Source organism: Streptomyces sp. Qhu_M48 (assembly GCF_051305195.1).
Taxonomy (GTDB): Bacteria; Actinomycetota; Actinomycetes; order Streptomycetales; family Streptomycetaceae; genus Streptomyces.
The window spans coordinates 6,820,968-6,844,170 of sequence record NZ_CP195432.1 but is presented as its reverse complement, the minus strand read 5'-3'; the positions used below and the strand labels follow the sequence as shown (position 1 = coordinate 6,844,170).

General features: G+C 72.0%; 19 protein-coding genes. 6 read left to right on the top strand and 13 right to left on the bottom strand.

Annotated features, from left to right (window positions below; translation table 11 throughout):
- Nucleotides 1-33 precede the first annotated feature (33 nt).
- Nucleotides 34-1,008 carry a LysR substrate-binding domain-containing protein gene (locus tag ACRRSS_RS30545; protein ID WP_435974272.1) on the top strand — a complete coding sequence of 325 codons (975 nt, stop codon included), beginning with the start codon at nt 34-36 and terminating at the stop codon, nt 1,006-1,008.
- Nucleotides 1,009-1,124: 116 nt separating this feature from the next.
- Here ACRRSS_RS30545 and ACRRSS_RS30540 read toward each other — a convergent pair whose 3' ends face one another.
- From ACRRSS_RS30540 to ACRRSS_RS30530, 3 genes are read right to left on the bottom strand one after another with little or no spacing between them, the layout of a single operon-like run.
- Nucleotides 1,125-3,497 carry an FtsX-like permease family protein gene (locus ACRRSS_RS30540; protein ID WP_435974271.1) on the bottom strand — a complete coding sequence of 791 codons (2,373 nt, stop codon included), beginning with the start codon at nt 3,495-3,497 and terminating at the stop codon, nt 1,125-1,127.
- Nucleotides 3,494-4,177 (bottom strand): ABC transporter ATP-binding protein, encoded by a 684-nt coding sequence (locus tag ACRRSS_RS30535; RefSeq protein ID WP_435974270.1) that lies wholly within the window; start codon nt 4,175-4,177, stop codon nt 3,494-3,496. Before ACRRSS_RS30535 ends, ACRRSS_RS30540 begins: the two co-directional genes overlap by 4 nt.
- The gene (locus ACRRSS_RS30530) at nt 4,174-4,698 is read right to left on the bottom strand and encodes a PadR family transcriptional regulator (RefSeq protein ID WP_435974269.1); all 525 of its coding nucleotides are present in this window, start codon (nt 4,696-4,698) and stop codon (nt 4,174-4,176) included. The genes ACRRSS_RS30535 and ACRRSS_RS30530 overlap by 4 nt, the downstream gene beginning before the upstream one ends.
- Before the next feature lie 260 nt (nt 4,699-4,958).
- On the opposite strand from ACRRSS_RS30530, the gene ACRRSS_RS30525 reads away from it, so the two are divergent.
- On the top strand, nt 4,959-7,172 hold the full coding sequence (locus tag ACRRSS_RS30525; protein WP_435974268.1) for a transglycosylase domain-containing protein: 2,214 nt from the start codon (nt 4,959-4,961) through the stop codon (nt 7,170-7,172).
- 164 nt (nt 7,173-7,336) lie between these two features.
- On the opposite strand, the gene ACRRSS_RS30520 is transcribed toward ACRRSS_RS30525, so the two are convergent.
- The 3 genes from ACRRSS_RS30520 to ACRRSS_RS30510 form a co-directional block, all read right to left on the bottom strand.
- A complete protein-coding gene (locus ACRRSS_RS30520; RefSeq protein WP_435974267.1) occupies nt 7,337-9,301 on the bottom strand; it encodes a SpoIIE family protein phosphatase in 1,965 nt (654 codons plus the stop codon).
- Between the two features lie 311 nt (nt 9,302-9,612).
- On the bottom strand, nt 9,613-10,278 hold the full coding sequence (gene fomD, locus ACRRSS_RS30515; protein WP_435974266.1) for a cytidylyl-2-hydroxypropylphosphonate hydrolase: 666 nt from the start codon (nt 10,276-10,278) through the stop codon (nt 9,613-9,615).
- 176 nt (nt 10,279-10,454) lie between these two features.
- Nucleotides 10,455-11,864 (bottom strand): class II fumarate hydratase, encoded by a 1,410-nt coding sequence (locus ACRRSS_RS30510; protein ID WP_435974265.1) that lies wholly within the window; start codon nt 11,862-11,864, stop codon nt 10,455-10,457.
- 141 nt (nt 11,865-12,005) lie between these two features.
- Between ACRRSS_RS30510 and ACRRSS_RS30505 the strand changes: the two genes are divergently transcribed.
- A complete protein-coding gene (locus ACRRSS_RS30505) occupies nt 12,006-13,544 on the top strand; it encodes a ricin-type beta-trefoil lectin domain protein (protein WP_435974264.1) in 1,539 nt (512 codons plus the stop codon).
- Between the two features lie 121 nt (nt 13,545-13,665).
- On the opposite strand, the gene ACRRSS_RS30500 is transcribed toward ACRRSS_RS30505, so the two are convergent.
- From ACRRSS_RS30500 to ACRRSS_RS30490, 3 genes are all read right to left on the bottom strand, one after another.
- Nucleotides 13,666-14,322, bottom strand: a complete 657-nt coding sequence (locus ACRRSS_RS30500; protein WP_435974263.1) for a lipoprotein — start codon at nt 14,320-14,322, stop codon at nt 13,666-13,668.
- 44 nt (nt 14,323-14,366) lie between these two features.
- Complete coding sequence (locus tag ACRRSS_RS30495; protein WP_435974262.1) at nt 14,367-15,008, bottom strand: HAD family acid phosphatase; 642 nt, start codon at nt 15,006-15,008, stop codon at nt 14,367-14,369.
- Nucleotides 15,009-15,225: 217 nt separating this feature from the next.
- Entirely contained in the window at nt 15,226-16,896 is a 1,671-nt protein-coding gene (locus ACRRSS_RS30490) for a fumarate hydratase (RefSeq protein WP_435974261.1), read from the bottom strand.
- 207 nt (nt 16,897-17,103) lie between these two features.
- On the opposite strand from ACRRSS_RS30490, the gene ACRRSS_RS30485 reads away from it, so the two are divergent.
- Both ACRRSS_RS30485 and ACRRSS_RS30480 read left to right on the top strand, forming a co-directional pair.
- Nucleotides 17,104-17,823 carry a DUF1707 SHOCT-like domain-containing protein gene (locus ACRRSS_RS30485; RefSeq protein WP_435974260.1) on the top strand — a complete coding sequence of 240 codons (720 nt, stop codon included), beginning with the start codon at nt 17,104-17,106 and terminating at the stop codon, nt 17,821-17,823.
- A gap of 331 nt (nt 17,824-18,154) precedes the next feature.
- The gene (locus ACRRSS_RS30480) at nt 18,155-18,526 is read left to right on the top strand and encodes a WhiB family transcriptional regulator (protein WP_435974259.1); all 372 of its coding nucleotides are present in this window, start codon (nt 18,155-18,157) and stop codon (nt 18,524-18,526) included.
- Nucleotides 18,527-18,789: 263 nt separating this feature from the next.
- Here the strand turns inward: ACRRSS_RS30480 and glpX are convergent, their stop codons facing one another.
- Nucleotides 18,790-19,821: a class II fructose-bisphosphatase gene (glpX, locus tag ACRRSS_RS30475; protein WP_435974258.1), complete on the bottom strand. Its 1,032-nt coding sequence runs from the start codon at nt 19,819-19,821 to the stop codon at nt 18,790-18,792.
- A 119-nt stretch (nt 19,822-19,940) separates the two neighbouring features.
- Here glpX and ACRRSS_RS30470 point away from each other — a divergent pair, with 119 nt between their 5' ends.
- On the top strand, nt 19,941-20,474 hold the full coding sequence (locus ACRRSS_RS30470; protein WP_435974257.1) for a DUF4245 domain-containing protein: 534 nt from the start codon (nt 19,941-19,943) through the stop codon (nt 20,472-20,474).
- A 112-nt stretch (nt 20,475-20,586) separates the two neighbouring features.
- On the opposite strand, the gene ACRRSS_RS30465 is transcribed toward ACRRSS_RS30470, so the two are convergent.
- The 3 genes from ACRRSS_RS30465 to xseA all read right to left on the bottom strand — a co-directional run bounded on the left by ACRRSS_RS30465 (nt 20,587) and on the right by xseA (nt 23,195).
- Nucleotides 20,587-21,177 (bottom strand): malonic semialdehyde reductase, encoded by a 591-nt coding sequence (locus ACRRSS_RS30465; protein WP_351899509.1) that lies wholly within the window; start codon nt 21,175-21,177, stop codon nt 20,587-20,589.
- A gap of 466 nt (nt 21,178-21,643) precedes the next feature.
- Complete coding sequence (locus ACRRSS_RS30460) at nt 21,644-21,907, bottom strand: exodeoxyribonuclease VII small subunit (protein WP_435974256.1); 264 nt, start codon at nt 21,905-21,907, stop codon at nt 21,644-21,646.
- A 70-nt stretch (nt 21,908-21,977) separates the two neighbouring features.
- The gene (gene xseA, locus ACRRSS_RS30455) at nt 21,978-23,195 is read right to left on the bottom strand and encodes an exodeoxyribonuclease VII large subunit (protein ID WP_435974255.1); all 1,218 of its coding nucleotides are present in this window, start codon (nt 23,193-23,195) and stop codon (nt 21,978-21,980) included.
- Nucleotides 23,196-23,203 lie beyond the last annotated feature (8 nt).

Below are 23,203 nucleotides of genomic sequence, written 5' to 3'. Positions count from 1 at the left end.
AGAGTGGGTCGTGTTGATCGAAGGTGGTTATCAGTGGCGTCCCCGTTCAGTTCCCCGCACGGCCCGAACCGAGGCAAGCAGCCGAGCCTCTCGCAGCTCAGAGCGTTCGTGGCGGTCGCCGAGCATCTGCACTTCCGCGATGCGGCGGCCTCCATCGGCATGAGCCAGCCCGCGCTCTCGGGCGCGGTTTCGGCACTCGAAGAGGCACTCGGTGTCCAGCTCCTTGAGCGTACGACGAGAAAGGTGCTGCTCTCGCCCGCCGGGGAGCGGCTCGCGGCACGCGCGCGTGCCGTCCTCGACGCGGTGTCGGAGCTGATGGAGGAGGCGGAGGCGGCCCAGGCCCCGTTCACCGGGGTCCTGCGGCTCGGCGTGATCCCGACCGTCGCCCCCTACCTGCTGCCGACGGTGCTGCGGCTGGTCCACCGGCGCTACCCCGAGCTCGACCTCCAGGTCCACGAGGAGCAGACCTCCTCCCTCCTGGAGGGGCTCGCCGCCGGGCGGCTCGACCTGCTGCTCCTCGCCGTACCGCTCGGCGTGCCCGGCGTCACCGAACTCCCCCTCTTCGACGAGGACTTCGTCCTGGTCACCCCGGAGGGGCATCCGCTGGCCGGGCGGGACGACATCCCGCGCGAGGCCCTCAAGGAGCTGCGGCTGCTGCTCCTCGACGAAGGGCACTGCCTGCGCGACCAGGCCCTCGACATCTGCCGCGAGGCGGGGCGAACGGGCGGCGCCGAGGTCACCACCACCGCGGCCGGTCTCTCCACGCTGGTCCAGCTGGTGGCCGGCGGGCTCGGGGTGACCCTGCTGCCGCGCACCGCCGTCACGGTCGAGACGGCCCGCAACCACGCGCTGTGGACCGGGCTCTTCACCGAACCGGCCCCCGCCCGGCGGATCGCCCTCGCGATGCGCACGGGGGCGGCCCGGCACGCCGAGTTCGAGGAACTGGCGGAGGCGCTGCGGGGCGCGATGCGGGGGCTTCCGGTACGGGTACTGGACGCGGGGGCCTGAGGCCGTACGCGCGTGGATCTGAGGCCGTACGCGCGCGGGCGCCGGTTCCCGAAACCCCCCGGTGTCAGGAACCGACGCCCACCTCGTACGCGCGTCTCGTACGTACGAGCGACGGGTTACTCGGTGCGCAGCCCGTCCGCACGCATCAGCCGCCACAGCAGCGGCATGCTGAGCAGCGTCACCGCCGCGATCAGCGCGAGCCCGATCCCGACGACCGGCAGGAACACCCACCAGTCCTGGACCCCCTGCCCGGTCATCGCCAGGAGGACGACCCCGAGACCGAGCCCGCCCGCCACGGCGAGTCCGAGCCCGAGGAGCATCGGCACCGCCGTCTGCCACAGCACCGACCAGCTCAGGGTGGAGCGCCGGGTGCCGAAGGCGACGAGCGAGGAGAGCAGCCGCTTGCGGTCCCTGAGCTGCTCCAGGGTGGTCACCAGCAGCGAGGCCGCCACGAGCAGCATCGTCAGGGTGGAGCCGACCAGGATGCCGGTGCGGACGCTGCTGAACTGGGCGTCCTGCTCGGTGTCCGTGAGCGTGCGGACCCAGGACGTCGGATCGATCTCCGCCGCCGTGTTCCGTACGTGCTCGCCTGCGTCGGGCACGGCCGGGTCGAGCCGGACCATCGCCGTCGCGTCGGGCGTGTCGAGCCGGGCGGGGTCGATCGCCGACCGGGTGGCGAGGACCCCGTACTCGTACATGCCGGTCGGGTCCGGCCGGGAGTCCACGAGCCGGGCGTCGGCGGGGATGCGCCACTCGGGCAGCGGCCCCTTCTCGCGGGCCCCGGGGGAGCTCGGGTGGGGGTACGGGTCGCGCAGGACGACCGTGGCGCCCGGCCGGGCGGCCCTGGTGACCCGCTCGTCGGGCGGCGAGCCCTGCGCGCCGTGCGCGAGGACGACGAAGACATCGCCCTCACGGCAGGACGGCAGCGTGGCGAACTCCCGGAGGGAGGCGCAGTCGCCCACCCTGATCGACGCCATCGGGGCGAACTCCTCGCCGTCCTTCAGGGGCCCCGGCCGCCACACGGTCGACTGGACCACGCCGATCACCCCGTCGACGCCCTCGGTGCGCTCGAAGCGGGCGATCATCGCGCGGGCCTCGTCGCCGTTCTCCGCGTGGGTGCCGACGGCTATCTGGGCGCGGGACGAGTCCGAGCCCGTGTCCCGCGTGAACTCGTGCTCCATCGCCTGGAAGAGCATCTGGAGCGCGATCGCCCCGGTCGCCGCGACGACGATGCCGCTGACCGCGCGGGCCGCCGTCCCGCTGCTCAGCTGGAGTCTGCGGACCGCGAGCTGCCAGGCCACGGGACCCGCGTGCAGCCGCTTCACCACCGCTTCGACGAGCCAGGGGAGCAGGGTGGTGAGGCCGATGAGGGCGAGCGTGACGCCGACGCCGATCCGCACGCTGTCGATCCCGGTCCGGGTCATCTCGATCCCGCCGACCACGGAGGCGAGCAGCGCGGCCCCGGCGGCCACGAGCAGCACGCGCCACCACAGCCGGCGACGGCGCGGGGTGGAGGTCCTGACCACGCCGAGCGGCTCGATCGCCACCCCGCGCAGCGCGAAGAGGGTGACGACGACCGACGCGACCGGCACCGTGAGGAGGGCGCACGCGGCGAGCGCGGGGATCGGCACGACGTCGGAGGGGAAGGCGTTGACGTCCCAGATGGTGAAGGTCCCGGCGAACTGGCGCGCCACCGCGAAGAGGCCGAGCCCCACGACGAGTCCGAGGAGCGCGCCCGCGAGGGACTCGCCGGCCGCGATCCGCCGGGTCATGGCGGTGTCGGCGCCGACGAGGCGGAGCGCGGCGAGCCGCCGGTCGCGCTGCTCGCCGCCGAAGCGGACGGCGGTCGCGATGAAGACGAGCACGGGGACGAGCAGGACGACGGAGGCCACGAGGACGAGGAGGATCAGGAAGGCGTTCGTCGGTTCCTCGGGCACCGACCAGCCGTAGCGCACGCCGCGCCCGTCGTAGTTGTCGGTGGTGAGGAAGTCGACGTGGGCGACGTACCGCAGCTCGGCCGGGCCGATGAGTCCGGCCTCGCCGATCGTCCCGCCGACCCGGTAGGGCAGGCGCTTCTTGAGGAGGGCGCCGTCGGGGGAGTCGAGCAGGTCGCGGAGCGCGGGGGAGACGAGCATCTCGCCGCGTGCGGGGAACGCCGAGGCGCCCGGGGGGACCGCGGGCCTGGCGCCCTCCGGCCGTACGAGGAGACCGCTGACGACGTCGCCCCGGTACACCGTGGCCCGTCCGAGGTGGAGGAAGGAGTCCGGCCGGGGGGCGGAGATCGTCTCGCTGCCGTCGACGGCGCGCTGGGACTCCCGTACCTCCCGCTGGAAGAGCATGCTCGGCAGCGCGGCGGCGATCAGCAGCAGGGCCACGCCGAAGCCGACGCCGGTGGCGGTCAGCAGGGTGCGGAGCAGGCCGGGGCGGCCGCCGGTGACGGCGAAGCGGGCACCGAGCGTCAGGTCGCGGGCCCAGGCGCGGAACCTCATGCCGCCCACTCCGCGTCCCGGACCTTGCCGTCGCGTACGACGATCTCGCGGTCGGAGTAGGCGGCGACCCGGGCCTCGTGGGTGACGAGGACGATGGCGGCGCCGGTGTCCCGGGAGGCATCGGTGAACATCCGCATGACCCGCTCGCCGTTGAGGGAGTCGAGGGCGCCGGTCGGCTCGTCGGCGAAGATCACCCGCGGGGCGGTGACGAGGGCGCGGGCGACGGCGACGCGCTGGCCCTGGCCGCCGGAGATCTCGCCGGGGCGCTTGGCCGCGGTGTCGTCGACCTCAAGGCGGGCCAGCCACTCGGCCGCCCTGGCCTCGGCGGCCTTGCGCTTCTCGCCGGCCAGGCGCAGCGGCAGGGCCACGTTCTCGACGCAGGTCAGTTCGGGCACGAGCCGGCCGAACTGGAAGACGAAGCCGAAGTCGGTACGGCGCAGGGAGCTGCGCGCGGTGTCGGAGAGCGCGGTGAGGTCGCGTCCGTCGTAGGTGATGGTGCCCGCGTCGGGGCGGAGGATGCCGGCCAGGCAGTGCAGGAGGGTCGACTTGCCGGAGCCGGAGGGGCCCATGACGGCGACGACCTCGCCGGCGCGGAGCGAGAAGTCGGCGCCCGCGAGCGCGGAGGTGGGGCCGTAGGCCTTGTCGAGGCCGGTGGCCCTCAGGAGCGGTGCGGAGCTCATCGGCGGATCTCCTCGGCGAGCCGGTCGAGGCGGGCGGCCGTCAGTTCCAGCCAGCGCAGGTCCGCCTCCAGGTGGAAGAGGGCGTGGTCGCAGATGAGCTGGTCGGCGAGGTCGCCGTCCTTCTTGCGCCGGGTGAGTTCGCGCATCAGGCGCAGGTGTTCGGAGCGCTGGGTGTCGAGGAGGTCGGCGGCGCCGCGGCCGGTGAGTAGAGCCAGGACGACCTTGGTGTAGAGCGTGGACTGGAGGTACGGCTCCGGCTTCTCGGGCGTGGTGAGCCACTGGGCGACATCGGTGATGCCCGCCTCGGTGATGGCGTACCGCTTCCGTTCCGGGCCGCCGCCGGCCTCGATGCCGTCGACGACGACGAGGCCGTTCTTCAGGAGCCGGGACATGGTCGAGTAGACCTGTCCGTAGTGGAGCGGCCGGTCGTGGCCGAACTTCTCGTCGAAGGCCCGCTTGAGGTCGTAGCCGTGGCGCGGGCCGGACTCCAGGAGTCCCAGGAGGGTGTGACCGATGGACATGCGGATCACTGTACACGGGGTGTATACCTACGATGTATAGCGCTGGGCGGGTAAGCGGAATCGTTCCTTCACGCAACCATCGGCCCCCTCCGAGCGTCGGTTCCTCTGGGAATGGGTGCTGATTCTCACGTCCGGAAAAGACGTGATCGGTTGTCCTTTGTCTGCATCGGCGGTGTTAGCTGGCTAGCTGACCGATCCGGCGCGGGCGGGACACGGACCGAGGCACGCCGGGACACACGACGAGCGGAGCGACAGGACACATGGGCCGACCGGACAAGAGCAAGGCGAAGAAACGGGGCCTGCGCCGCCTCTTCTCCTGGAAGAGGCTCCTGGGCACCTTCTTCGTGTGCTGCCTGCTCGCCATGGGCGCCCTGTACGTCGTCTACCTCATGGTCCCGGTGCCGTCGGCCAACGCCGAGGCGACCATGCAGAGCAACATCTACAAGTACGCCAACGGCAAGATCCTCGCCCGCACCGGCAAGATGAACCGCGAGATCGTCGGCCTGGAGAAGATCCCCGAGCCGGTCCAGAAGGCCTTCGTCGCCGCCGAGAACAAGTCCTTCTACAAGGACAACGGCGTCGACATCAAGGGCACCACCCGCGCCGCCTGGTCCACCCTCACCGGCAAGGGCAAGCAGGGTGGCTCGACCATCACCCAGCAGTACGTCAAGAACTACTACCTGAGCCAGGACCAGACGGCGACGCGCAAGCTCAAGGAAATGGTCATCGCCATCAAGGTGGACCAGAAGGAGAGCAAGAGCGCCATCCTCGCCGGGTACATGAACACGAGCTACTACGGGCGCAGCGCCTACGGCATCCAGGCCGCCGCCCGCTCGTACTACGGCGTCGACGCCACCCAGCTCACCACCGCGCAGGGCGCCTACCTCGCCTCGCTGCTCCAGGCGCCCAACCAGTACGACTGGGCCACCGCGAGCACCACCGGCCGCAAGCTCGTCGAGGAACGCTGGAACTACGTCCTCGACAACATGGTCGGCGAGGACTGGCTCTCGCCCTCCGAGCGGGCCGGCATGAAGTTCCCCGTGCCGCAGAAGCCCAGGCCCGCCCCCGGCATGGAGGGCCAGACCGGCTACATCGTCGAGGCCGCCAACCAGGAGCTGATGCGCCAGGGCGTCAGCGAGGAGGACATCAAGGCCGGCGGCTGGACGATCACCCTCAACATCGACGAGAAGAAGCAGAAGGACCTCGTCAAGGCCGTCGACCGGGAACTGGAGGACAAGCTCGACCGCAAGGGCGACAAGAAGCACGCCACCGTCCAGGCCGGCGCCACCTCCGTCGACCCGAAGACCGGCGCGGTCGTCGCGATGTACGGCGGCGTCGGCGCCACCGAGCACTGGATGTCCAACGCGACCCGCCGCGACTACCAGCCCGCCTCCACCTTCAAGCCGATCGTCCTCGCCTCGGCCCTCGACAACCACGCGGTCACCCAGGACGGGCGGAGGATCGACCTCGCCACGGTCTACGACGGCACCAGCAAGCGCAAGGTCGTCGGCGGCGACATCCCCTTCTCTCCGGAGAACGAGGACGACCGCAGCTACGGCCCCGTCACCGTCCAGAAGGCCACCAACAGCTCCATCAACTCGGTCTTCGCCCAGATGATCGTCGACGTCGGCCCCGACAAGACCAAGCGGACCGCCCTCGCCCTCGGCATGAAGGACGGCGCCGACTTCGGCGAGACCCCCGCCATGTCCCTCGGCACCATGGGCGCCTCCACCCTGGACATGGCCGGCGTGTACGCCACGCTCGACAACCACGGCAAGAAGGTCACCCCGACCCTCGTGAAGGCCGCCTCGCACAAGGACCGCAAGGTCGAGCCCGTGAAGGCGATCGGCGACCAGGTCATCACGCGTACGGCCGCCGACACCGTCACCAAGGCCATGACGGGCGTCGTGCGGACCGGCTCCGGCTTCCGCGCGGCCGGTGACTACGAGGCCGCCGGCAAGACCGGCACCTCCGAGAACAACCGATCCGCCTGGTTCGTGGGCTACACCCCCGAACTCGTCACCGCCGTCGGCCTCTTCGGCGAGGACACCAAGGGCAACCAGGTCACCCTCACCGACACCATCAACCCCGGCCGCGCCAACGGCGGCCGCACCCCGGCCCAGATCTGGGGCGCCTACACCACCAGCGCCCTCGACGGCGGATCCGACGCCTCCTTCGACCTGGACACCGACACCTCCTACCCGATCGAGCCAGACCCGGAGCCCACCCGGACCACCGAGGCGCCCGAGGAGCCGACGGAGGAGCCGACCACGGCGTCCCCGGACCCGTCGGACCCGCCGACCACGCCGGCCACCACGCCGCCGACCCCCACGCGGGACCCGGTCACCACGCCGCCGACCCCGACCGAGGAGCCGCCGCCGGTGACCGAGGAACCGTCCTCGCCGCCGTCGATCGAGCCGCCGAACCCGGACACGGGCCCGGACGGCGACGACACCGGCCGCCCGCAGAGGTAGCGACATGACGGAGGCCGGACCCCTCGGGGTCCGGCCTCCGTCATGTCCGCGCGGCGGGCGGGGGACCGGCCTCGCCGGGACCGGCCGGTCCGCGGGGCGAACGGCGCCGGTCCAGCCCGGTGTCAGCTGCGGGGCGGGGCGAGCGGCGCCGGTCCAGCCCGGTGTCAGCTGCGGGTGGCCAGCTCGAACCAGACCACCTTGCCGCCCGAGAGCCGCGTCGCCCCCCACCGCCTCGCCAGCCGGTTCACCAGGAAGAGACCGCGCCCGCCCTCGTCGGTGTCGCGCGCCCGCCGCTGCCGGGGCAGCTGCGGCGAGTCGTCGCCGACCTCGCAGCGCAGCACGTCCGTGCGCAGCAGCCGCAGCGTCACCGGCCGCTCCGCGTACCGCACGGCGTTCGTCACGACCTCGCTGATCAGCAGCTCGACCGAGTCCGTCAGCTCCTCCAGGTCCCAACGGGCCAGTGCCCGCCGGGCAAGGCGCCGGGCCCGGCCCGGCGCCGCGTCCTCCGGCTCCAGGAACCAGTACGCCACGTCGCTCGGCGCGATCCCGTCGAAACGGGCCGCGAGCAGCGCGATGTCGTCGTCCCGGTCGCCCGGACCCAGCATGTCCAGGACGTCGTCGCAGAGCGCTTCCAGGGGCGGTGAGTGGTCCGGGCCCGTCAGCTGCGCGGTCGCCGCCAGACGCTCCCGCAGCTGCTCGATGCCGGTCCACACGTCCCGCAGCCGGGACTCGACCAGACCGTCCGTGTACAGCAGGAGCGTGGCACCGGCCGGGGCGTCCAGCTCGACCGCCTCGAAGTCCACCCCGCCCACCCCGATCGGGGCGCCCGGCGGCACCCGCAGCACCTCGGCACGGCCGCCGAGGTGGAGCAGTATCGGCGGCGGATGGCCCGCGTTGGCGATCGTGATCCGGTGCGAGACCGGGTCGTACACCGCGTACATACAGGTCGCCATGCGGTTCTCGCCGAGCCGCTGCGCCTGCTCGTCCAGATGGTGCAGAACCTCCTGCGGCGGCAGGTCCAGCCCGGCCAGAGTCTGCGCGGTGGTGCGCAGCTGGCCCATGATCGCCGCCGAGGTCATCGAGTGGCCCATGACGTCGCCGACGACCAGGGCGACCCGGCTTCCGGGCAGCGGGATCGCGTCGTACCAGTCGCCGCCCACCCGGGCCGTCTCGGCCGCCGGCAGGTAGCGCGAGGCGAGCTTGACCCCGGTCGGCTGCGGCAGCGAGTCCGGCAGCATCGTCCGCTGGAGCTCGTCCGCGATGTACGCCTCACGGCCGTACAGCACGGCCTTGTCGATACCGAGCGCGGTGTGCGTGGCCAACTGCGCCGCGACCAGGAGGTCGTTCGGCTCGAAACCGGCCCGCTCGGGACGGCGCAGGAACACGGCGGCGCCGATCACCCGGCGTCGGCCGCGCAGCGGGGCGAGCACCGCCCGCAGCCCGCCGGGCAGCGGATGGTCCGGGCCGAGCAGCTCGGTCAGCGCGGTCTTGGCGGCCGCGGAGTCGCCGAAGACCGGCCGCACCCCGCGCAGCACCTCGGCCAGCGCCCCGCCGGACCGCACCTCGCAGAGTTCGGCCGCGGGGGTCGGATCCGGATCGGGTACGAGGACGAGCTCCTCGCCCTCCAGTTCGCTTAACCGGAGCCGGTCGGTGCGGCGCAGCCGCAGCACGAACGGGGCCACCGGGCGCTCGTCGCCCACCGGCAGCGGGTCGCGGAGGTAGACCAGGATCTCGTCGGAGAAGGTCGGCACGGTGGCCCGGCACAGGCCGAGCACGATCTCGTCCAGGTCGATGCCGCGCGCGATGCGCCGGGTCGCCGCCCCGACGAACCGCAGCCGCTCGCCCTCGCGCCGCGCGGCGGTGTTCTCGCCGCGGGCCGGACCGGGCGGCTGCGGGGAGACGGCGACGGCCACGGCGCCGCCGGGGGAGCCGCCCCCGAGGGGCGCCGCCGGCGCGACGCCGACCCGGGGCGCGTCCGCGCCGGGGGCCGCCGGGCCCGCCGGTCCGCCCGGCTGTGCGGGCACGTCGGAGGGCAGGCCGGCCGCCGCCTCCTGGCGAGGGCGCGCGCGTTCCTGCGGCCGGGCAGCCAGGGGCTGTCGGCCTTCGTGGGAGGTGGGATGCTCCGTCACGCGTGGGATTCCGTCCGTCCGGGCCGGTGGTGCGATGCACTCGCTCTTCTCGCCGATGCCGCGCCTTCGGCAGGGCTAAACCCCTTGTGTGCGGCGGATGTCGAGGCTCCGCGCGTGGCGGCGACGACAGGGGCCGCAACACCCGGGCAGACGTCCGGCACTGCTCTCCCCCTCGTGGATGACTTCTGGTCAGGTCCTGCGCTGTGCTCGGTCGTCGACGTGCTGTCCGATCGGTCTGACGTGGCGTCCGCTCCGCTTCCGCCGTGCGGAGGACGATCCTACGTTTGAACCCCGGGGGCGCATCAAGGGTCTCACGGTGCCGTGTGCGCCGGAGTGCGGTCCCAGTCGACCGGCAGCTCCGGAACCCGCCACGCCGGATCGGGTCTCCACTCCTCCCAGCCGTCCGCGAACGGCGTCCCCCACGCCCTGATCTGCTCGATCGCGAGGCTCCCCGCCTCGTGGACCCGCGCGGCCTGCGCCGGGGACATCAGGCCGGACCGCTGTGCCTGAGCGAACTCGTCCTCGTCCCGCCACAGCCAGCTGCGGTCCGGGTAGACGGAGATGTCGAGGAAGTGGTCCTCGGAGTCGAAGCCGCCGGACCACCGGACCCGCGGCTCCTCCAGGTTCACGTACCAGCTGCGGAAGCGCCAGCCGCGCTCCCAGAACAGCCACACCGACCACGGGTCGCCGGGCCGTGCCAGCTTCAGGACGCCGGTGCCGAACCACCGCGCGCGTTCCGTGGTGCGCGCGGCGGTGTAGCGGGTGGCGAGCGGCTCCTCGTGGACGGGAGTGCCGTCGACGAGCACGGGGCGGACGCACTCGGTGCCGGGCGCCATCCAGACCGCGAGCAGCTCGGGCGTGTCCTGCACGACCGTCACCGGCCGGCAGATGTGCACCTCTCCGGTGCCGTTGCCGCGGTAGCGCCAGAGGATGTGATCCCCGGGCGCCCAGTGCTGGGAGCCGACCGATCCTGTCATGCGCAGATCTTAGGGGCGCGCTCCCGCGACCGCTGCGGCACGGATCACGGATGCGTCGGCTACCGGCCGGTCGCTACCGGCCGGTCACCGGGGCCCGGCCGGCAGCCGCCGGACCCTCGCCCGCGGCCGTGTCACGGGTGGGACGAGGGTGGTGCGAGGGTCTGTCCGCGCCCGCCCTACGGGTGCGTCATGCGGAGTACGTCGAGCGCCTCGTCCAGCTGCTCGACCGTGAGGTCGCCACGCTCCACGTACCCGGAGTCGAGCACCACCTCGCGGATGGTCCTCCGCTCGGCCAGCGACTTCTTCGCGACCTTGGCGGCCTCCTCGTACCCGATGTACTTGTTCAGCGGGGTGACGACGGACGGCGAGGACTCGGCGTACTCGCGGGCCCGTTCGACGTTGGCGGTGATCCCGTCCACCGTGCGGTCCGCGAGCAGCCGGGAGGCGTTGGCGAGCAGCCGTACGGACTCCAGGAGGTTCTTCGCCATGACCGGCAGCATCACGTTGAGCTCGAAGTTCCCGGCCGCGCCCGCCACCGCCACCGTGGTGTCGTTTCCGGTCACCTGCGCGGCGACCATCAGGACCGCCTCGGGGATCACCGGGTTCACCTTGCCCGGCATGATCGACGAGCCGGGCTGGAGGTCGGGGAGGTTGATCTCGGCCAGGCCCGTGCGGGGGCCGCTGGCCATCCAGCGCAGGTCGTTGGAGATCTTGGTGAGGGAGACGGCGATGGTGCGGAGCTGCCCGGACGTCTCCACCAGGGCGTCCCGGGCGCCCTGCGCCTCGAAGTGGTCGCGGGCCTCGGTGAGCGGCAGGCCGGTCGTGCGGGCGACCTCGGCGATGACGGCCGCGGAGAAGCCGGCCGGGGTGTTGATGCCGGTGCCCACCGCCGTACCGCCGAGAGGGAGTTCGGCGAGGCGGGGCAGGGCGGACCGCAGCCGCTCGACGCCGTACCTGACCTGCGCCGCGTAGCCGCCGAACTCCTGGCCGAGGGTGACCGGGGTGGCGTCCATGAGGTGCGTACGGCCCGATTTCACGACCGTCGCGAATTCGGCCGATTTTCGCTCCAGGGCGGCGGCCAGGTGGTCGAGGGCGGGGATCAGGTCGCGGGTGACGGCGCCGGTGGCCGCGATGTGGATGGAGGACGGGAAGACGTCGTTGGAGGACTGCGAGGCGTTCACGTGGTCGTTGGGGTGGACCTCGCGCCCCTCGGGGAGCCGCTCGGTGGCGAGGGTGGCGATCACCTCGTTGGTGTTCATGTTGGACGAGGTGCCCGAACCGGTCTGGAAGACGTCCACCGGGAAGTGCGCGTCCCAGCGCCCGTCGGCGACCTCGGCCGCCGCCGAGACGATGGCCTCCGCGCGGTCCTTGTCGATCACCCCGAGCTCGGCGTTGACCTGGGCGGCGGCGGCCTTGATGCGGGCCAGGGCCTCGATGTGGGCGCGCTCCAGGCGCTGCCCGGAGACGGGGAAGTTCTCCACCGCCCGCTGGGTCTGGGCCCGCCACTTGGCGTGCGCGGGGACCCGCACCTCGCCCATGGAGTCGTGCTCGATCCGGTGGCCCTCGGCCTGGTCTGTCTCGTTCATGTGCTCCAACCTCCCACGCCGTGCCCGTCGGGGGACGCCCCGAACCCCCCGAAAAAGATGAGCACTTGTCTTGTTCGATGTATTCCCATCACGCGTACCGGCCAGTAAAAACCGTGGGTAACCCCACTTCCAGGAGGCGCAATGAGGCGCACCAGGTACAGACTCCGCTGGCCCGTCGCCGCCGTCGCCGCGGCGGCCGCCGCGCTCGGCACGATGACCGCCGCCGCCCCCGCCGGCGCGGCGGTCGGCACCGCCACCGCCACCACGGCGGTGACCGCCGCCGTACCGCTCCCGCCCGAGCTGGAGGCGATCCGCGCCGCCGAGGCCACCAGGATCTACGGCAGCCCCGAGGAGCGCCCGCTCGCGCAGCGCAGGACCGGTCTGATCTCGCTCGGCGACAGTGAGATCTCCGGCGAGGGCGTCGGCACGTACGAGCCCCCCACCAACGGCCCCACCAACTGGTGCCACCGCTCGCCCGACGCCGCCATCCACCGCACCGGGATCCCCGCCGACCTCACGTTCAACGTGTCCTGTTCCGGCGCGTACACCGGCAACATCAGGATCGGCGGCTCCAGGCAGTACGCCGACGAACTCGTCCAGAGCGACAACCTGGCCGTCAAGGCGCGCAACACCCGCATCAAGATGGTCCTGCTCGTCGCCGGCGCCAACGACGACCTGCAGTTCGGTCCCGTCATGACCGACTGCGTCACCCGCTACCTGCTGCTCCAGGGCGCCTGCGAGCCCAAGTACGCCCCCGGCTGGCAGGCCCGTGTCGACGGGCTCGTCCCCAAGGTCGAGCAGACCGTGCGCGACCTCAAGAGCGTCATGCGCGACGCCGGGTACGCCGACGGCGACTACAAGCTCGTCCTCATGGGGTACCCCAGCCCCATCGGCCCCGACTTCCACGACAACCCGAACTTCCCCGGCAAGCTGATCTGCGGCGGACTCGGCTACGACTCCGACACCGTCTGGGGCCGCAACACCGCCGTCCCCGCCTTCGAGCGCGGGATGCGGGCGGCGGCCGCCTCCACCGGCGCCGTCTACCTCGACAACTCGCGGCTCTTCCACGGCCACGAGGTCTGCATGGAGGACTCCTGGGCCCGGGGCCTCTACATCGACCTCTCGAAGCCCGGCACCCCGGACGAGAACTCGGTGCGGCAGTCCTTCCACCCCAACGCGCGCGGGCACGCCGCCTTCGCGTCCTGTCTCACCCAGATCTACAACTCCGGATCGCGTGAGGCGAGTTGCGCCGACGTGAACTCCTCCGGCACACCGACGCTCTTCCCGCTCGCCTGGGACGACGTGTACAGGCCGCTGAAGAACCAGGCGACCGGCGACTGCCTCGACGTCGAGGCGGCCTCCTCGGCCAACGACAGCGGCGTCCTCGGCTGGGACTGCCACGGCGGCCGCAACCAGGGCTGGTGGTACGACTCCACCCGCAGGACCGTCCACACCCAGCTCACCCAGGACCGCTGCCTGGACGTCCCCGCCTCCGGCTACCAGGCCGGCCGGTCCGTCGTCGTCTGGAACTGCCACGGCGGCGCCAATCAGAAGTTCGTCCGTGACGGCGCCACGCTCCGCCCCGCCGAAGCGACGGGGCTCTGCCTCACCCAGGCCGCCGCGAGGCAGCCGGTCCGGCTCCAGAACTGCGACGGATCGGCGAACCAGAAGTTCGCGTAGCCCTCCACGTACGACCGTGGCCGGGGCCAGGCGCCACCGTGGCCGTGTCCACGTACGACCGTGGCCCCCGTCCGATCCGGGACGGGGGCCACGGTCCTGCCCGGGTCCGCCCCGTCGGCCCTCAGAGCACCTTGAGCGTGGTACGGGCCAGTTCGTACGCCGGGAGCATCGCCCGGTGCTCCTCGGTGTCCATCCCGCCGAGGCGCACGATCACGGTCCCCTTCGGGGTGGCGACGGCGAAGGCGCGCGCCTCCTTCGACTCCTCCAGCAGCTCGCTGTAGGTCGTGAACGTCACCTCGGTGACGGGAAGCGTGCCGGTCGCGGTCTCCTTGTAGACGGCCTTCGAGGCGTTCTCCTCGGCCTTCACGAACCCTTCGAGCGCTGCCCGCGCGGACCCCTTCCCGGCCGTCCACACCTGGAGGAAACCGATGTGACCGGCCGGCTTGGCGTCCACCTCGCAGCGCACGGTGGCCGGGCCGCGCCGGGTGAGCTCCGCGAAGTCCGGGTTCTCGGGGTCCTTCACCGCCTTCGGCTCCCACTTCTCCGCGAGCCCGAAGGAGACGGGCAGCGGGCAGGCCGTCCCGGGCCCGCCGAGGGTCGCCTTCGAGGCCGCGGCCGCCGGAGGCGCTTCCGCCCCGGGCGCGGTCGTCGCGGACGGGGCCGAGGGGCGGGCTCCGGTGGCGACCTCGGGCAACGGCTCCGGACCGCCGCAGCCGGCCAGCAGCAGCCCCGCCGTCAGGGCGGCGACCGGGGCCGGGGTCCGTATCGGGTGTCTCATGCGCAGGAGCGTATCCGCGCGCCGGACCCCGGCCCGACGGGCCCCTACGAGAGCTTGCCGCCGTAGTCGGGGAGCTTGAAGGTGCGCTCGGCGTGGCCGCCGACCAGGTCGGTGGTGTTGTTGCCGATGTTCGCGATGATCGTGTAGCCCTTGGCCTCGATCTCCGCGCGCTTCTCCGTCTTGTACGCGCTGACCTCGGCGAACAGGTCGGGCAGGGACCGCACGTACAGACCGTCGACGGGGTACCCGGCCTGCTTCAGGTTCCAGTCGGTGAGGGAGTGGATGATGCCGGGGCGGGCGGTGACGAAGAAGACGTCCACGCCGCGCTCGTGGGCGTCCCGGGCGAGCTCGCGCACGTCCGCGATGGCGGGGGTCGGCAGCTCCCAGAAGGGGTGGAAGTCCGTCTCCAGGGAGCTGTTGTCGATGTCGAGGACGATCGCCTGCTTCTCGCGGCCGGCGTTCTCGGAGCGCTGCTCGATGTACGGCCGGGCCTGGTCGACGACGGCCGCCACGTCACGGAGCCAGGTCCGGTAGTCGACGTCCTTGAAGGCCGCGGTCGAGGTGCTGTGGTGGTCGGGGTCCGAGGCGGAGGCGGTGGGCGCCGGGCCGACGACGAGGAAGGCCGTCAGGGCGAGCGTGGCGGTGGTTCCGGCGGCGGCGCGCCTGCGGAGGGGGGTCACGGGCATGGGGGGCTCCTTGGTCGACCAGCTCAGGACTTTGGCATGCTCGCGCCCAATACTGGACAGTAGGCAACGAGATGGCTACCAGTCGGTAGCGACTTTCTGAGCGGACGTCGACGCCGGAGCCCCGGGCCTACGACGACGCCCCCCGGTCCGGGCGGACCGGGCGCACGACGACGCCCCCCGGTCCGGGCGGACCGAGGGGCGCGAGTCGGCGGTGCGGTTACGCGAGGCCGGGGCCGCGCACCGGGATGTGCGTGAACGTCGGCTCCGGGGCCGGGTTCTGGAAGAAGTCGTTGCCCTTGTCGTCCACGACGATGAACGCCGGGAAGTCCTCGACCTCGATCCGCCAGACCGCCTCCATGCCGAGCTCCTCGTACTCGACGACCTCGACCTTCTTGATGCAGTCCTGCGCGAGACGCGCGGCCGGGCCGCCGATCGAGCCGAGGTAGAAACCGCCGTGGCTGCCGCACGCGTTCGTGACCTGCTGCGAGCGGTTGCCCTTCGCCAGCATCACCTTCGAGCCGCCCGCCGCCTGGAACTGCTCGACGTACGAGTCCATCCGGCCGGCCGTGGTCGGACCGAAGGAACCGGAGGCGTACCCCTCGGGGGTCTTCGCCGGGCCCGCGTAGTAGACCGGGTGGTCCTTCAGGTACTGCGGCATCTCCTCGCCCGCGTCCAGACGCTCCTTGATCTTGGCGTGCGCGATGTCGCGCGCCACGACCAGCGGGCCGTTCAGGGAGAGGCGGGTCTTGACCGGGTACTTGGTCAGCTCGGCGAGGATGTCGTCCATCGGCTGGTTCAGGTCGATGGTGACGACGTCGCTCTCCTCGGAGAGCTGCTCGTCGGTCGTCTCGGGCAGGAAGCGCGCGGGGTCCGTCTCCAGCTGCTCCAGGAAGACGCCCTCGGCGGTGATCTTCGCGACCGCCTGGCGGTCGGCCGAGCAGGAGACGGCGATGGCGACGGGCAGCGAGGCGCCGTGGCGGGGGAGACGGACGACGCGGACGTCGTGGCAGAAGTACTTGCCGCCGAACTGGGCGCCGATGCCGATCTTCTGCGTCAGCTCGAAGACCTTCTCCTCCAGCTCCTTGTCGCGGAAGCCGTGGCCGGTCACGGCCGAGCCCTCGGTGGGCAGCTCGTCCAGGTAGTGCGCGGAGGCGTACTTCGCGGTCTTGAGCGCGAACTCGGCGCTCGTGCCGCCGACGACGATCGCCAGGTGGTACGGCGGGCAGGCGGCCGTGCCGAGCGAACGGATCTTCTCCTCCAGGAACTTCATCATGCTCGCCTCGTTGAGGACGGCCTTCGTCTCCTGGTAGAGGAAGGACTTGTTGGCGGAGCCGCCGCCCTTGGCCATGAAGAGGAACTTGTACGCGCCGCCGTCGGTCGCGTACAGCTCGATCTGCGCGGGCAGGTTCGAGCCGGTGTTCTTCTCCTCCCACATGGTCACCGGGGCCATCTGCGAGTACCGCAGGTTCAGCTTGGTGTAGGCGTCGTAGACGCCCTTCGACAGGGCTTCCTCGTCGCGCCCGGAGGTCAGCACGTTCTGGCCGCGCTTGCCCATGACGATCGCCGTGCCCGTGTCCTGGCACATGGGCAGGACGCCGGCGGCGGCGATGTTCGCGTTCTTGAGGAGGTCGAGCGCGACGAACTTGTCGTTGCTCGACGCCTCCGGGTCGTCGATGATCCGGCGCAGCTGGGCCAGGTGGGCCGGGCGCAGGAAGTGCTGGATGTCGTGGATCGCCTCGGCGGCCAGCGTGCGCAGCGCCTCCGGCTCGACCTTGAGGAACGTACGGCCGTCGGCCTCGAAGGTGGAGACACCTTCGGAGGTCACCAGGCGGTAGGGCGTGGTGTCCTCTCCCAGGGGGAGCAGATCGGAGTACGCAAACTCTGGCATGGGGGCCATTCCTCACTCGGCAAGACGGCGCACCCGCCTCCGTTGGCGAGTGCGCCCTCCAGCGTAGAACGCGGGCGGGGGGCCGGTCCTGTGAGGTAAGGCTCACTTGGGACGGGGACCACGCCGGAGTGGCGTGATCGCGTCTTCGTCCACAGGCACGGCCCCGCCCCCTGGTCGCGATCTATCGCGTTTCGCTAGGCTGGCTCCGTGGACCTCGAAAAGAAGCCCGAACCCGAAGAGCAGCCGCAGCCGCAGCGGTCGGCCCCGCCTGCCGAGAAGGCCTCCGCCGAGACTGTGTTCGCCGACCCGCAGGGCGCGTTGCGGGCCTCGGACGCGGACCGGGACCGGATCGCGGACATCCTCAGGGACGCCCTCGCCGAGGGACGGATCGACCCGGAGGAGCACTCGGACCGGATCGACGCCGTGTACCGGGCGAAGACCGTCGGGGAGCTGGAGCCGATCGTCCGCGACCTGCCGGGCGCGCGGACCCGCCAGGAGCCCGCGCCGGACTACGGGTACGGCCCGGACGACCCCGACGCCACCCCGGAGAACCTCGTCGCGATCTTCTCCAGCACGACCCGCAAGGGCCGCTGGCGGGTGAGCCGCCGGACGAACGCGTTCGCGCTCTTCGGCAACATCGAGATCGACCTGACCGAGGCGATCTTCGCCCAGCGCCTGACCACCATCAACGCGACGTCGATCTTCGGCAACGTGGAGGTCCGCGTCCCGGAGAACATCAGCCTGCGCGGCAACGGCAGCGGGATCTTCGGCAACTTCGAGGTCGTGACCCTGGAGGGCGTCGACCCGCAGGCCCCCGTCGTCGTCATCAACGGCTACTCGGTCTTCGGGAACGTCGAAGCCAGACCCAAGCGCGGCAAGTGGATCACCGACCTTCAGAGCCGGATGAGGAAGCACCTCGGGCACTGAAGGGGGGCGGGTCGGGGATGGACCCGAGGTGGGTCCGGGATGGTCCGGGGCGGGGCCGGGGCGGGGCCGGGGCGGGGCCGGGGCGTGAGGTCCGGGACGGGCCGGTTGGTCCTCGGACGTCGGCTTCGCGCGTCCTGGCCGGATGATCCCGAGGGGTCCGCTCCGTGCGTACGGGCCGGAGATCCTCTGGGGCCCGAGCGGGAACTGACCGGAATTCGTCCTCGGGTATCCGCAGTGCGGAACGGCGCGGTACGCAGTGCATAGGCGCGCGCACAGCGGGTAGGGCTGCTGCATCGCCGCTCGCTCGCGAAGCCGTCGTCAGGAGTAGACCGTGCTGCAACCGCCGCATCAGCCCCTCCAGGTCGCCGCCGTCCCCCCTCAGCGCGCCCCTGCCCGGGAGGACGAGGCCGGTCCATGGCACGCGGAGGCGGTGTGTCGCCGCGACGAGGCCGGACTCTTCTTCGCCCCCTCCAAGGAGCCGACGGCCGCGCGGCTCGCGCGTGAGGCGGCGGCCAAGCGGGTCTGCGGGCGCTGTCCGGTGATGGTCGAGTGCCGGGAGCACGCGCTGCTGCAGCCCGAGCCGTACGGGGTGTGGGGCGGGCTGACCGCGGCGGAGCGCCGCGTCGCCCTGGCCCGGCGCCGGCGGCGCGAGGTGGAGCTGAGGAAGGCCACCGCGACGGAGCGGATCGCCCAGGCGGGCTGATACGGACCGACGGGCGGGCGGACGGACCGACGGACCGACGGACCGACGGACCGGAGAGCGCGGGGAGCCGCGGCGTCGTTCCGCCTCCGCGTTCCGCCGCCGCGTTCCGACGTGCCGTCGTTCCGACCGGCGAGGGCCCCCGTCCCACCCCGTCCCAGCGAGCCGTGTCTTTCCGTTCCCGTACGAGAAGGGGCGCCCCCACCGCACATGGGGGCGCCCCTCTTCGTACCGTCCGACCGGCCGCGTGGGCCGGGGCCGTGGACTCAGTTGGCGCGATCGAAGTCGATCTTGCTGTACGCGCGCAGCTTCGAGAGCCGGTGCGTGGAGTCGATCTGGCGGATCGTGCCGGACTTCGAGCGCATCACCAGCGACGAGGTGGTCGCGGTCTCCGAGCGGTAGCGGACGCCGCGCAGCAGCTCGCCGTCCGTGATGCCGGTGGCGACGAAGAAGACGTTGTCGCCGCTGACCAGGTCGTTCGTGGACAGCACGCGGTCCAGGTCGTGCCCCGCGTCGATCGCCTTCTGGCGCTCGGCCTCGTCCTTGGGCCACAGCTTGCCCTGGATGACACCGCCCAGGCACTTTATGGCGCAGGCCGAGATGATGCCCTCGGGCGTGCCGCCGATGCCGAGGAGCAGGTCCACGCCGGTGCCCTCGCGGACGGCCATGATCGAGCCCGCGACGTCACCGTCCGTGATGAACTTGATGCGGGCGCCGGTCTCGCGGATCTCCTTGACGATGCCCTCGTGACGGGGGCGGTCCAGGATCACGACCGTGACGTCCTCGGGGGCCATGCCCTTGGCCTTGGCGACCCGGCGGATGTTGACCGAGACGGGCGCGTTGATGTCGACGAAGTCGGCGGCCTCGGGGCCGGTCACCAGCTTGTCCATGTAGAAGACCGCGGACGGGTCGAACATGGTGCCGCGGTCGGCGGCGGCCAGGACGGCGATCGCGTTGGGCATGCCCTTGGCGTTGAGCGTGGTGCCGTCGATCGGGTCGACGGCGATGTCGACCTCGGCGCCGGTGCCGTCGCCGACCCGCTCGCCGTTGAACAGCATCGGGGCTTCGTCCTTCTCGCCCTCGCCGATGACGACGACGCCGTTCATCGAGACGGTGGAGATCAGGGTCCGCATCGCGTTGACCGCGGCGCCGTCCGCACCGATCTTGTCGCCGCGGCCGACCCAGCGGCCGGCGGCCATGGCGGCGGCCTCCGTGACGCGGACCAGCTCAAGGGCGAGGTTGCGGTCGGGGGCCTCGGGTGAGACCTCCAGCTCGGACGGCAGGGAGTGCTCGGTCATCGGAGCGCACCTTTCTGTACGGCGACGGCCGGAAGGTAAAGAGGGTGATACGACTCTATCGGTACGTCGACATAATGAGCAGAGGGGCCCACGTATGAGCACGGACCCTTGATGCGACCATGGTGGGCGTGGCAGGTATGCGAGGCAGGCAGACGGTACGCGGGATGATCCAGTCCCTTGGGGTGATCCTGGTCGCCGCGGGAGTGATGTATCTCTTCATCCCGCACGACGAGAGCGCCGAACCGGTCAAGGCGAAGGACTACCGGGTCGAGCTCCTGACGGCTCAGCGGGCGGCGCCGTATCCGGTGATGGCGCCCGAGGGTCTGGGCGAGGGATGGAAGGCGACGGTGGTCTCGTACAAGCGCGAGAAGTCCGACGCCTGGCAGCTCGGTTTCCTCTCCCCGGACACCCAGTACGTGGCGATCCACCAGTCGACGGCGGCGCCGGGCACCTACGTGCCGGACGTGACCCACCGGGCGAAGAACACCGGGAAGACCCAGACGGTGGCGGGCCAGGTCTGGCAGCGCTGGGAGGGCCCCAAGTACGACGCGCTCGTCCGGGTGGACGGCGGCGCGACGACGGTCGTGACCGGCACGGCCTCGTTCGACCAGCTCGCCGAGATGGCGGGCTCGCTCCGGTCGCAGAAGGTCTGAGAATTCGACAGGCGTACGAGAAGGGCCCCGCACTCATGGAGTGCGGGGCCCTTCTCGCGTACGGATCGGATCTCGCCTACGGCCTCGGATCTCGCGTACGGCCTCGGACGGGTCAGACGGTGGTGACGACCTCGTCGAAGGACAGGCGCGGGGAGCGGGGGAACCAGGCGTCCTCGCCGGGCTTGCCGATGTTGACGACCATCAGCGGGGTGTGGTCGGCGTCCAGGAACTCCTTCTGGATGCCGGCGAAGTCCACGCCGGTCATCGGGCCGGCGGCCAGGCCGGCGGCGCGGACGCCGACGATGAAGTAGGCGGCCTGGAGGGCGGCGTTCAGGACGGCGGACTGCTCGCGGACCGGGCGCTCGGCGAAGAACATGTCCTTGGCCTGCGGGAAGTGCGGGAGCAGGGCCGGGAGCTCCTCGTGGAACTCGTTGTCGGCGGAGAGGATCGCGACGAGCGGCGCGGTGGCGGTCTTGGGCCGGTTGCCCTCGGCCATGTGCGCGACCAGGCGCTCGCGGGCCTCGGGGGAGCGGACCAGGGTGATGCGCAGCGGGGTCTGGTTGAAGGCGGTCGGGCCGTACTTCACCAGGTCGTAGATCGCCTGGACCTGCTCGTCGGTCACCGGCTCGTCGGTGAACGTGTTGGCGGTGCGGGCCTCGCGGAAGAGGAGATCCTGAGCGGCGGGGTCAAGGGCGAGAGACATGCTGCGTACCTTCCGGACTGCAAAGGGGGGTCGCTCGTACGGGGTTCAAGCGATGTCTCGACAGTACGGCTCGATTGGTGAAACTTCAACTAATCCATCCGGATAGTGATCCGCTTCACTCGGAAGTCTACGCCAGACCGCCCGCGAACGGGTCGCGGATCGGTGCGGAGGGTGCGCCGGTCACCGTGAACGGGCGGCCGGGCGCCCCTGCGGACGGGTCGCCGGTCCTCTTGGGTAGGGCGCCGGTCCTCACGGGCAGGGCGTCGGTCCTCGCGGACGGGCCGCCGGCCCTCACCGGTGGGTCGGGTCCGCGCGGACGGGTCGCCGGCCCTCACCGGTGGGTCGGGTCCGCGCGGACGGGTCGCCGGCCCTCACCGGTGGGTCGGGTCCGCGCGGACGGGTCGCCGGTCCCCACGGGAGGGTCACCGGTCCTCACCGGCGGGGCGCGTCCCCACGGGCGCGGCGGTTACTCCTCGCTGTCCCCATCCCGCTCGGCGCCACCCGCGCCGTTCTCCTCCGCCGCGCGCTCCGCCGCGAGCGAGGCGTCGAGGCGGGCCCGCGCCCCCTCCAGACGGCGCCGGCAGACCTTCGCCAGCTCCTCGCCCCGCTCCCAGAGCGCCAGGGAATCCTCCAGGGACGTTCCGCCCGCTTCGAGCCGCCGGACGACCTCGATCAGCTCGTCCCGCGCCTGCTCGTAGCCGAGCGCCGCCTCTTCCGTACCGCTTGCCATCTGCCGCTCCACCCTCCGTGTCCGGTTCTCTCGTCTTCTCTCGCGCACGCCTTCGGCGGCCCCGCTCCGCTCAGGCCGGATCGGCCACCCGCCGCACCCCGAACTCGCCCTCCGCGACCCTGGCCCGCAGCTCCTCGCCCTCCGCGACCTCCTCCGGGGAGCGGACCACCGTGCCGTCCGCCCGCTGGAGCACCGCGTACCCCCGCTCCATCGTCGCGGCGGGCGACAGCGCCCGGACCCGCGCCCGCGTGTGGGACAGCTCCGAGTCCGCGCGGTCCAGGAGGTGCCCGAGGACGCGCCGGCTCCGGGCGAGGAGCGCCACCAGCTCGTCCTCGCGGACCTCCACCATCCGCTGCGGATGCTCCATGACGGGGCGCGCGAGCGCGTGCGCGAGGCCGCGCTCCTCCCGGTCGAGGAGGCCCCGTACGGTCCGCAGGGCCCGGTCGCGCAGCCCGCGCACCCGGTCCAGCTCCTCCCCGACGTCCGGGACGACCTTCTTGGCCGCGTCGGTCGGGGTCGAGGCGCGCAGGTCGGCCACCAGGTCGAGCAGGGGAGCGTCGGGTTCGTGCCCGATGGCCGAGACCACCGGCGTACGGCACTCGGCGACGGCCCTGATGAGCTGCTCGTCCGAGAACGGCAGCAGGTCCTCGACGCTGCCGCCGCCCCGGGCGACGATGATCACGTCGACGTCCTCGTGGGCGTCGAGCTCCTTGACCGCCTGCACGACCTGCGGGACCGCCTTCACGCCCTGCACCGCCACGTTCCGCACCTCGAAGGCGACGGCGGGCCAGCGGCGCCGCGCGTTCTCCAGGACGTCCCGCTCCGCCGCCGACGCGCGGCCGCAGACGAGCCCGATCCGGTGCGGCAGGAACGGCAGCGGCTTCTTCCGGTCGAGGGCGAAGAGCCCCTCGGAGGCCAGGCTCCGCTTCAGCTGTTCGAGCCGGGCGAGCAGCTCGCCGATCCCGACCGGCTTGATCTCCACCGCCCGCAGCGACAGCTGCCCGCGCGGCGCGTACCACTCGGGCTTGGCGCGCACGACGACCCGGGCGCCCTCGGACACGACGTCCGCGACGGCGTCGAAGACCTGGCGGTAGCAGGTGACGCCGATGGAGATGTCGTACGAGGGGTCCCGAAGGGTCAGGAAGACGACCCCGGCGCCGGGGCGCCGGGACAGCTGGGTGATCTGCCCCTCGACCCAGATCGGCCCGAGCCGGTCGATCCACCCCCCGATCAGCCGGGAGACCTCACCGACGGGAAGCGGTGCTTCGGCGGACGTAGTCAGAGCCATGGACCGAG

What these genes read in the sequence shown, in the direction of transcription:
- xseA (WP_435974255.1), bottom strand. Translation starts at nt 23,195, where the DNA reads ATGGCTCTGACTACGTCCGCCGAAGCACCGCTTCCCGTCGGTGAGGTC.
- ACRRSS_RS30535 (WP_435974270.1), bottom strand. Translation starts at nt 4,177, where the DNA reads ATGAGCTCCGCACCGCTCCTGAGGGCCACCGGCCTCGACAAGGCCTAC.
- ACRRSS_RS30505 (WP_435974264.1), top strand. Translation starts at nt 12,006, where the DNA reads ATGAGGCGCACCAGGTACAGACTCCGCTGGCCCGTCGCCGCCGTCGCC.
- glpX (WP_435974258.1), bottom strand. Translation starts at nt 19,821, where the DNA reads ATGACCGAGCACTCCCTGCCGTCCGAGCTGGAGGTCTCACCCGAGGCC.
- ACRRSS_RS30470 (WP_435974257.1), top strand. Translation starts at nt 19,941, where the DNA reads ATGGTGGGCGTGGCAGGTATGCGAGGCAGGCAGACGGTACGCGGGATG.
- ACRRSS_RS30460 (WP_435974256.1), bottom strand. Translation starts at nt 21,907, where the DNA reads ATGGCAAGCGGTACGGAAGAGGCGGCGCTCGGCTACGAGCAGGCGCGG.
- fomD (WP_435974266.1), bottom strand. Translation starts at nt 10,278, where the DNA reads ATGACAGGATCGGTCGGCTCCCAGCACTGGGCGCCCGGGGATCACATC.
- ACRRSS_RS30510 (WP_435974265.1), bottom strand. Translation starts at nt 11,864, where the DNA reads ATGAACGAGACAGACCAGGCCGAGGGCCACCGGATCGAGCACGACTCC.
- ACRRSS_RS30530 (WP_435974269.1), bottom strand. Translation starts at nt 4,698, where the DNA reads ATGTCCATCGGTCACACCCTCCTGGGACTCCTGGAGTCCGGCCCGCGC.
- ACRRSS_RS30525 (WP_435974268.1), top strand. Translation starts at nt 4,959, where the DNA reads ATGGGCCGACCGGACAAGAGCAAGGCGAAGAAACGGGGCCTGCGCCGC.
- ACRRSS_RS30465 (WP_351899509.1), bottom strand. Translation starts at nt 21,177, where the DNA reads ATGTCTCTCGCCCTTGACCCCGCCGCTCAGGATCTCCTCTTCCGCGAG.
- ACRRSS_RS30495 (WP_435974262.1), bottom strand. Translation starts at nt 15,008, where the DNA reads ATGCCCGTGACCCCCCTCCGCAGGCGCGCCGCCGCCGGAACCACCGCC.
- ACRRSS_RS30500 (WP_435974263.1), bottom strand. Translation starts at nt 14,322, where the DNA reads ATGAGACACCCGATACGGACCCCGGCCCCGGTCGCCGCCCTGACGGCG.
- ACRRSS_RS30540 (WP_435974271.1), bottom strand. Translation starts at nt 3,497, where the DNA reads ATGAGGTTCCGCGCCTGGGCCCGCGACCTGACGCTCGGTGCCCGCTTC.
- ACRRSS_RS30490 (WP_435974261.1), bottom strand. Translation starts at nt 16,896, where the DNA reads ATGCCAGAGTTTGCGTACTCCGATCTGCTCCCCCTGGGAGAGGACACC.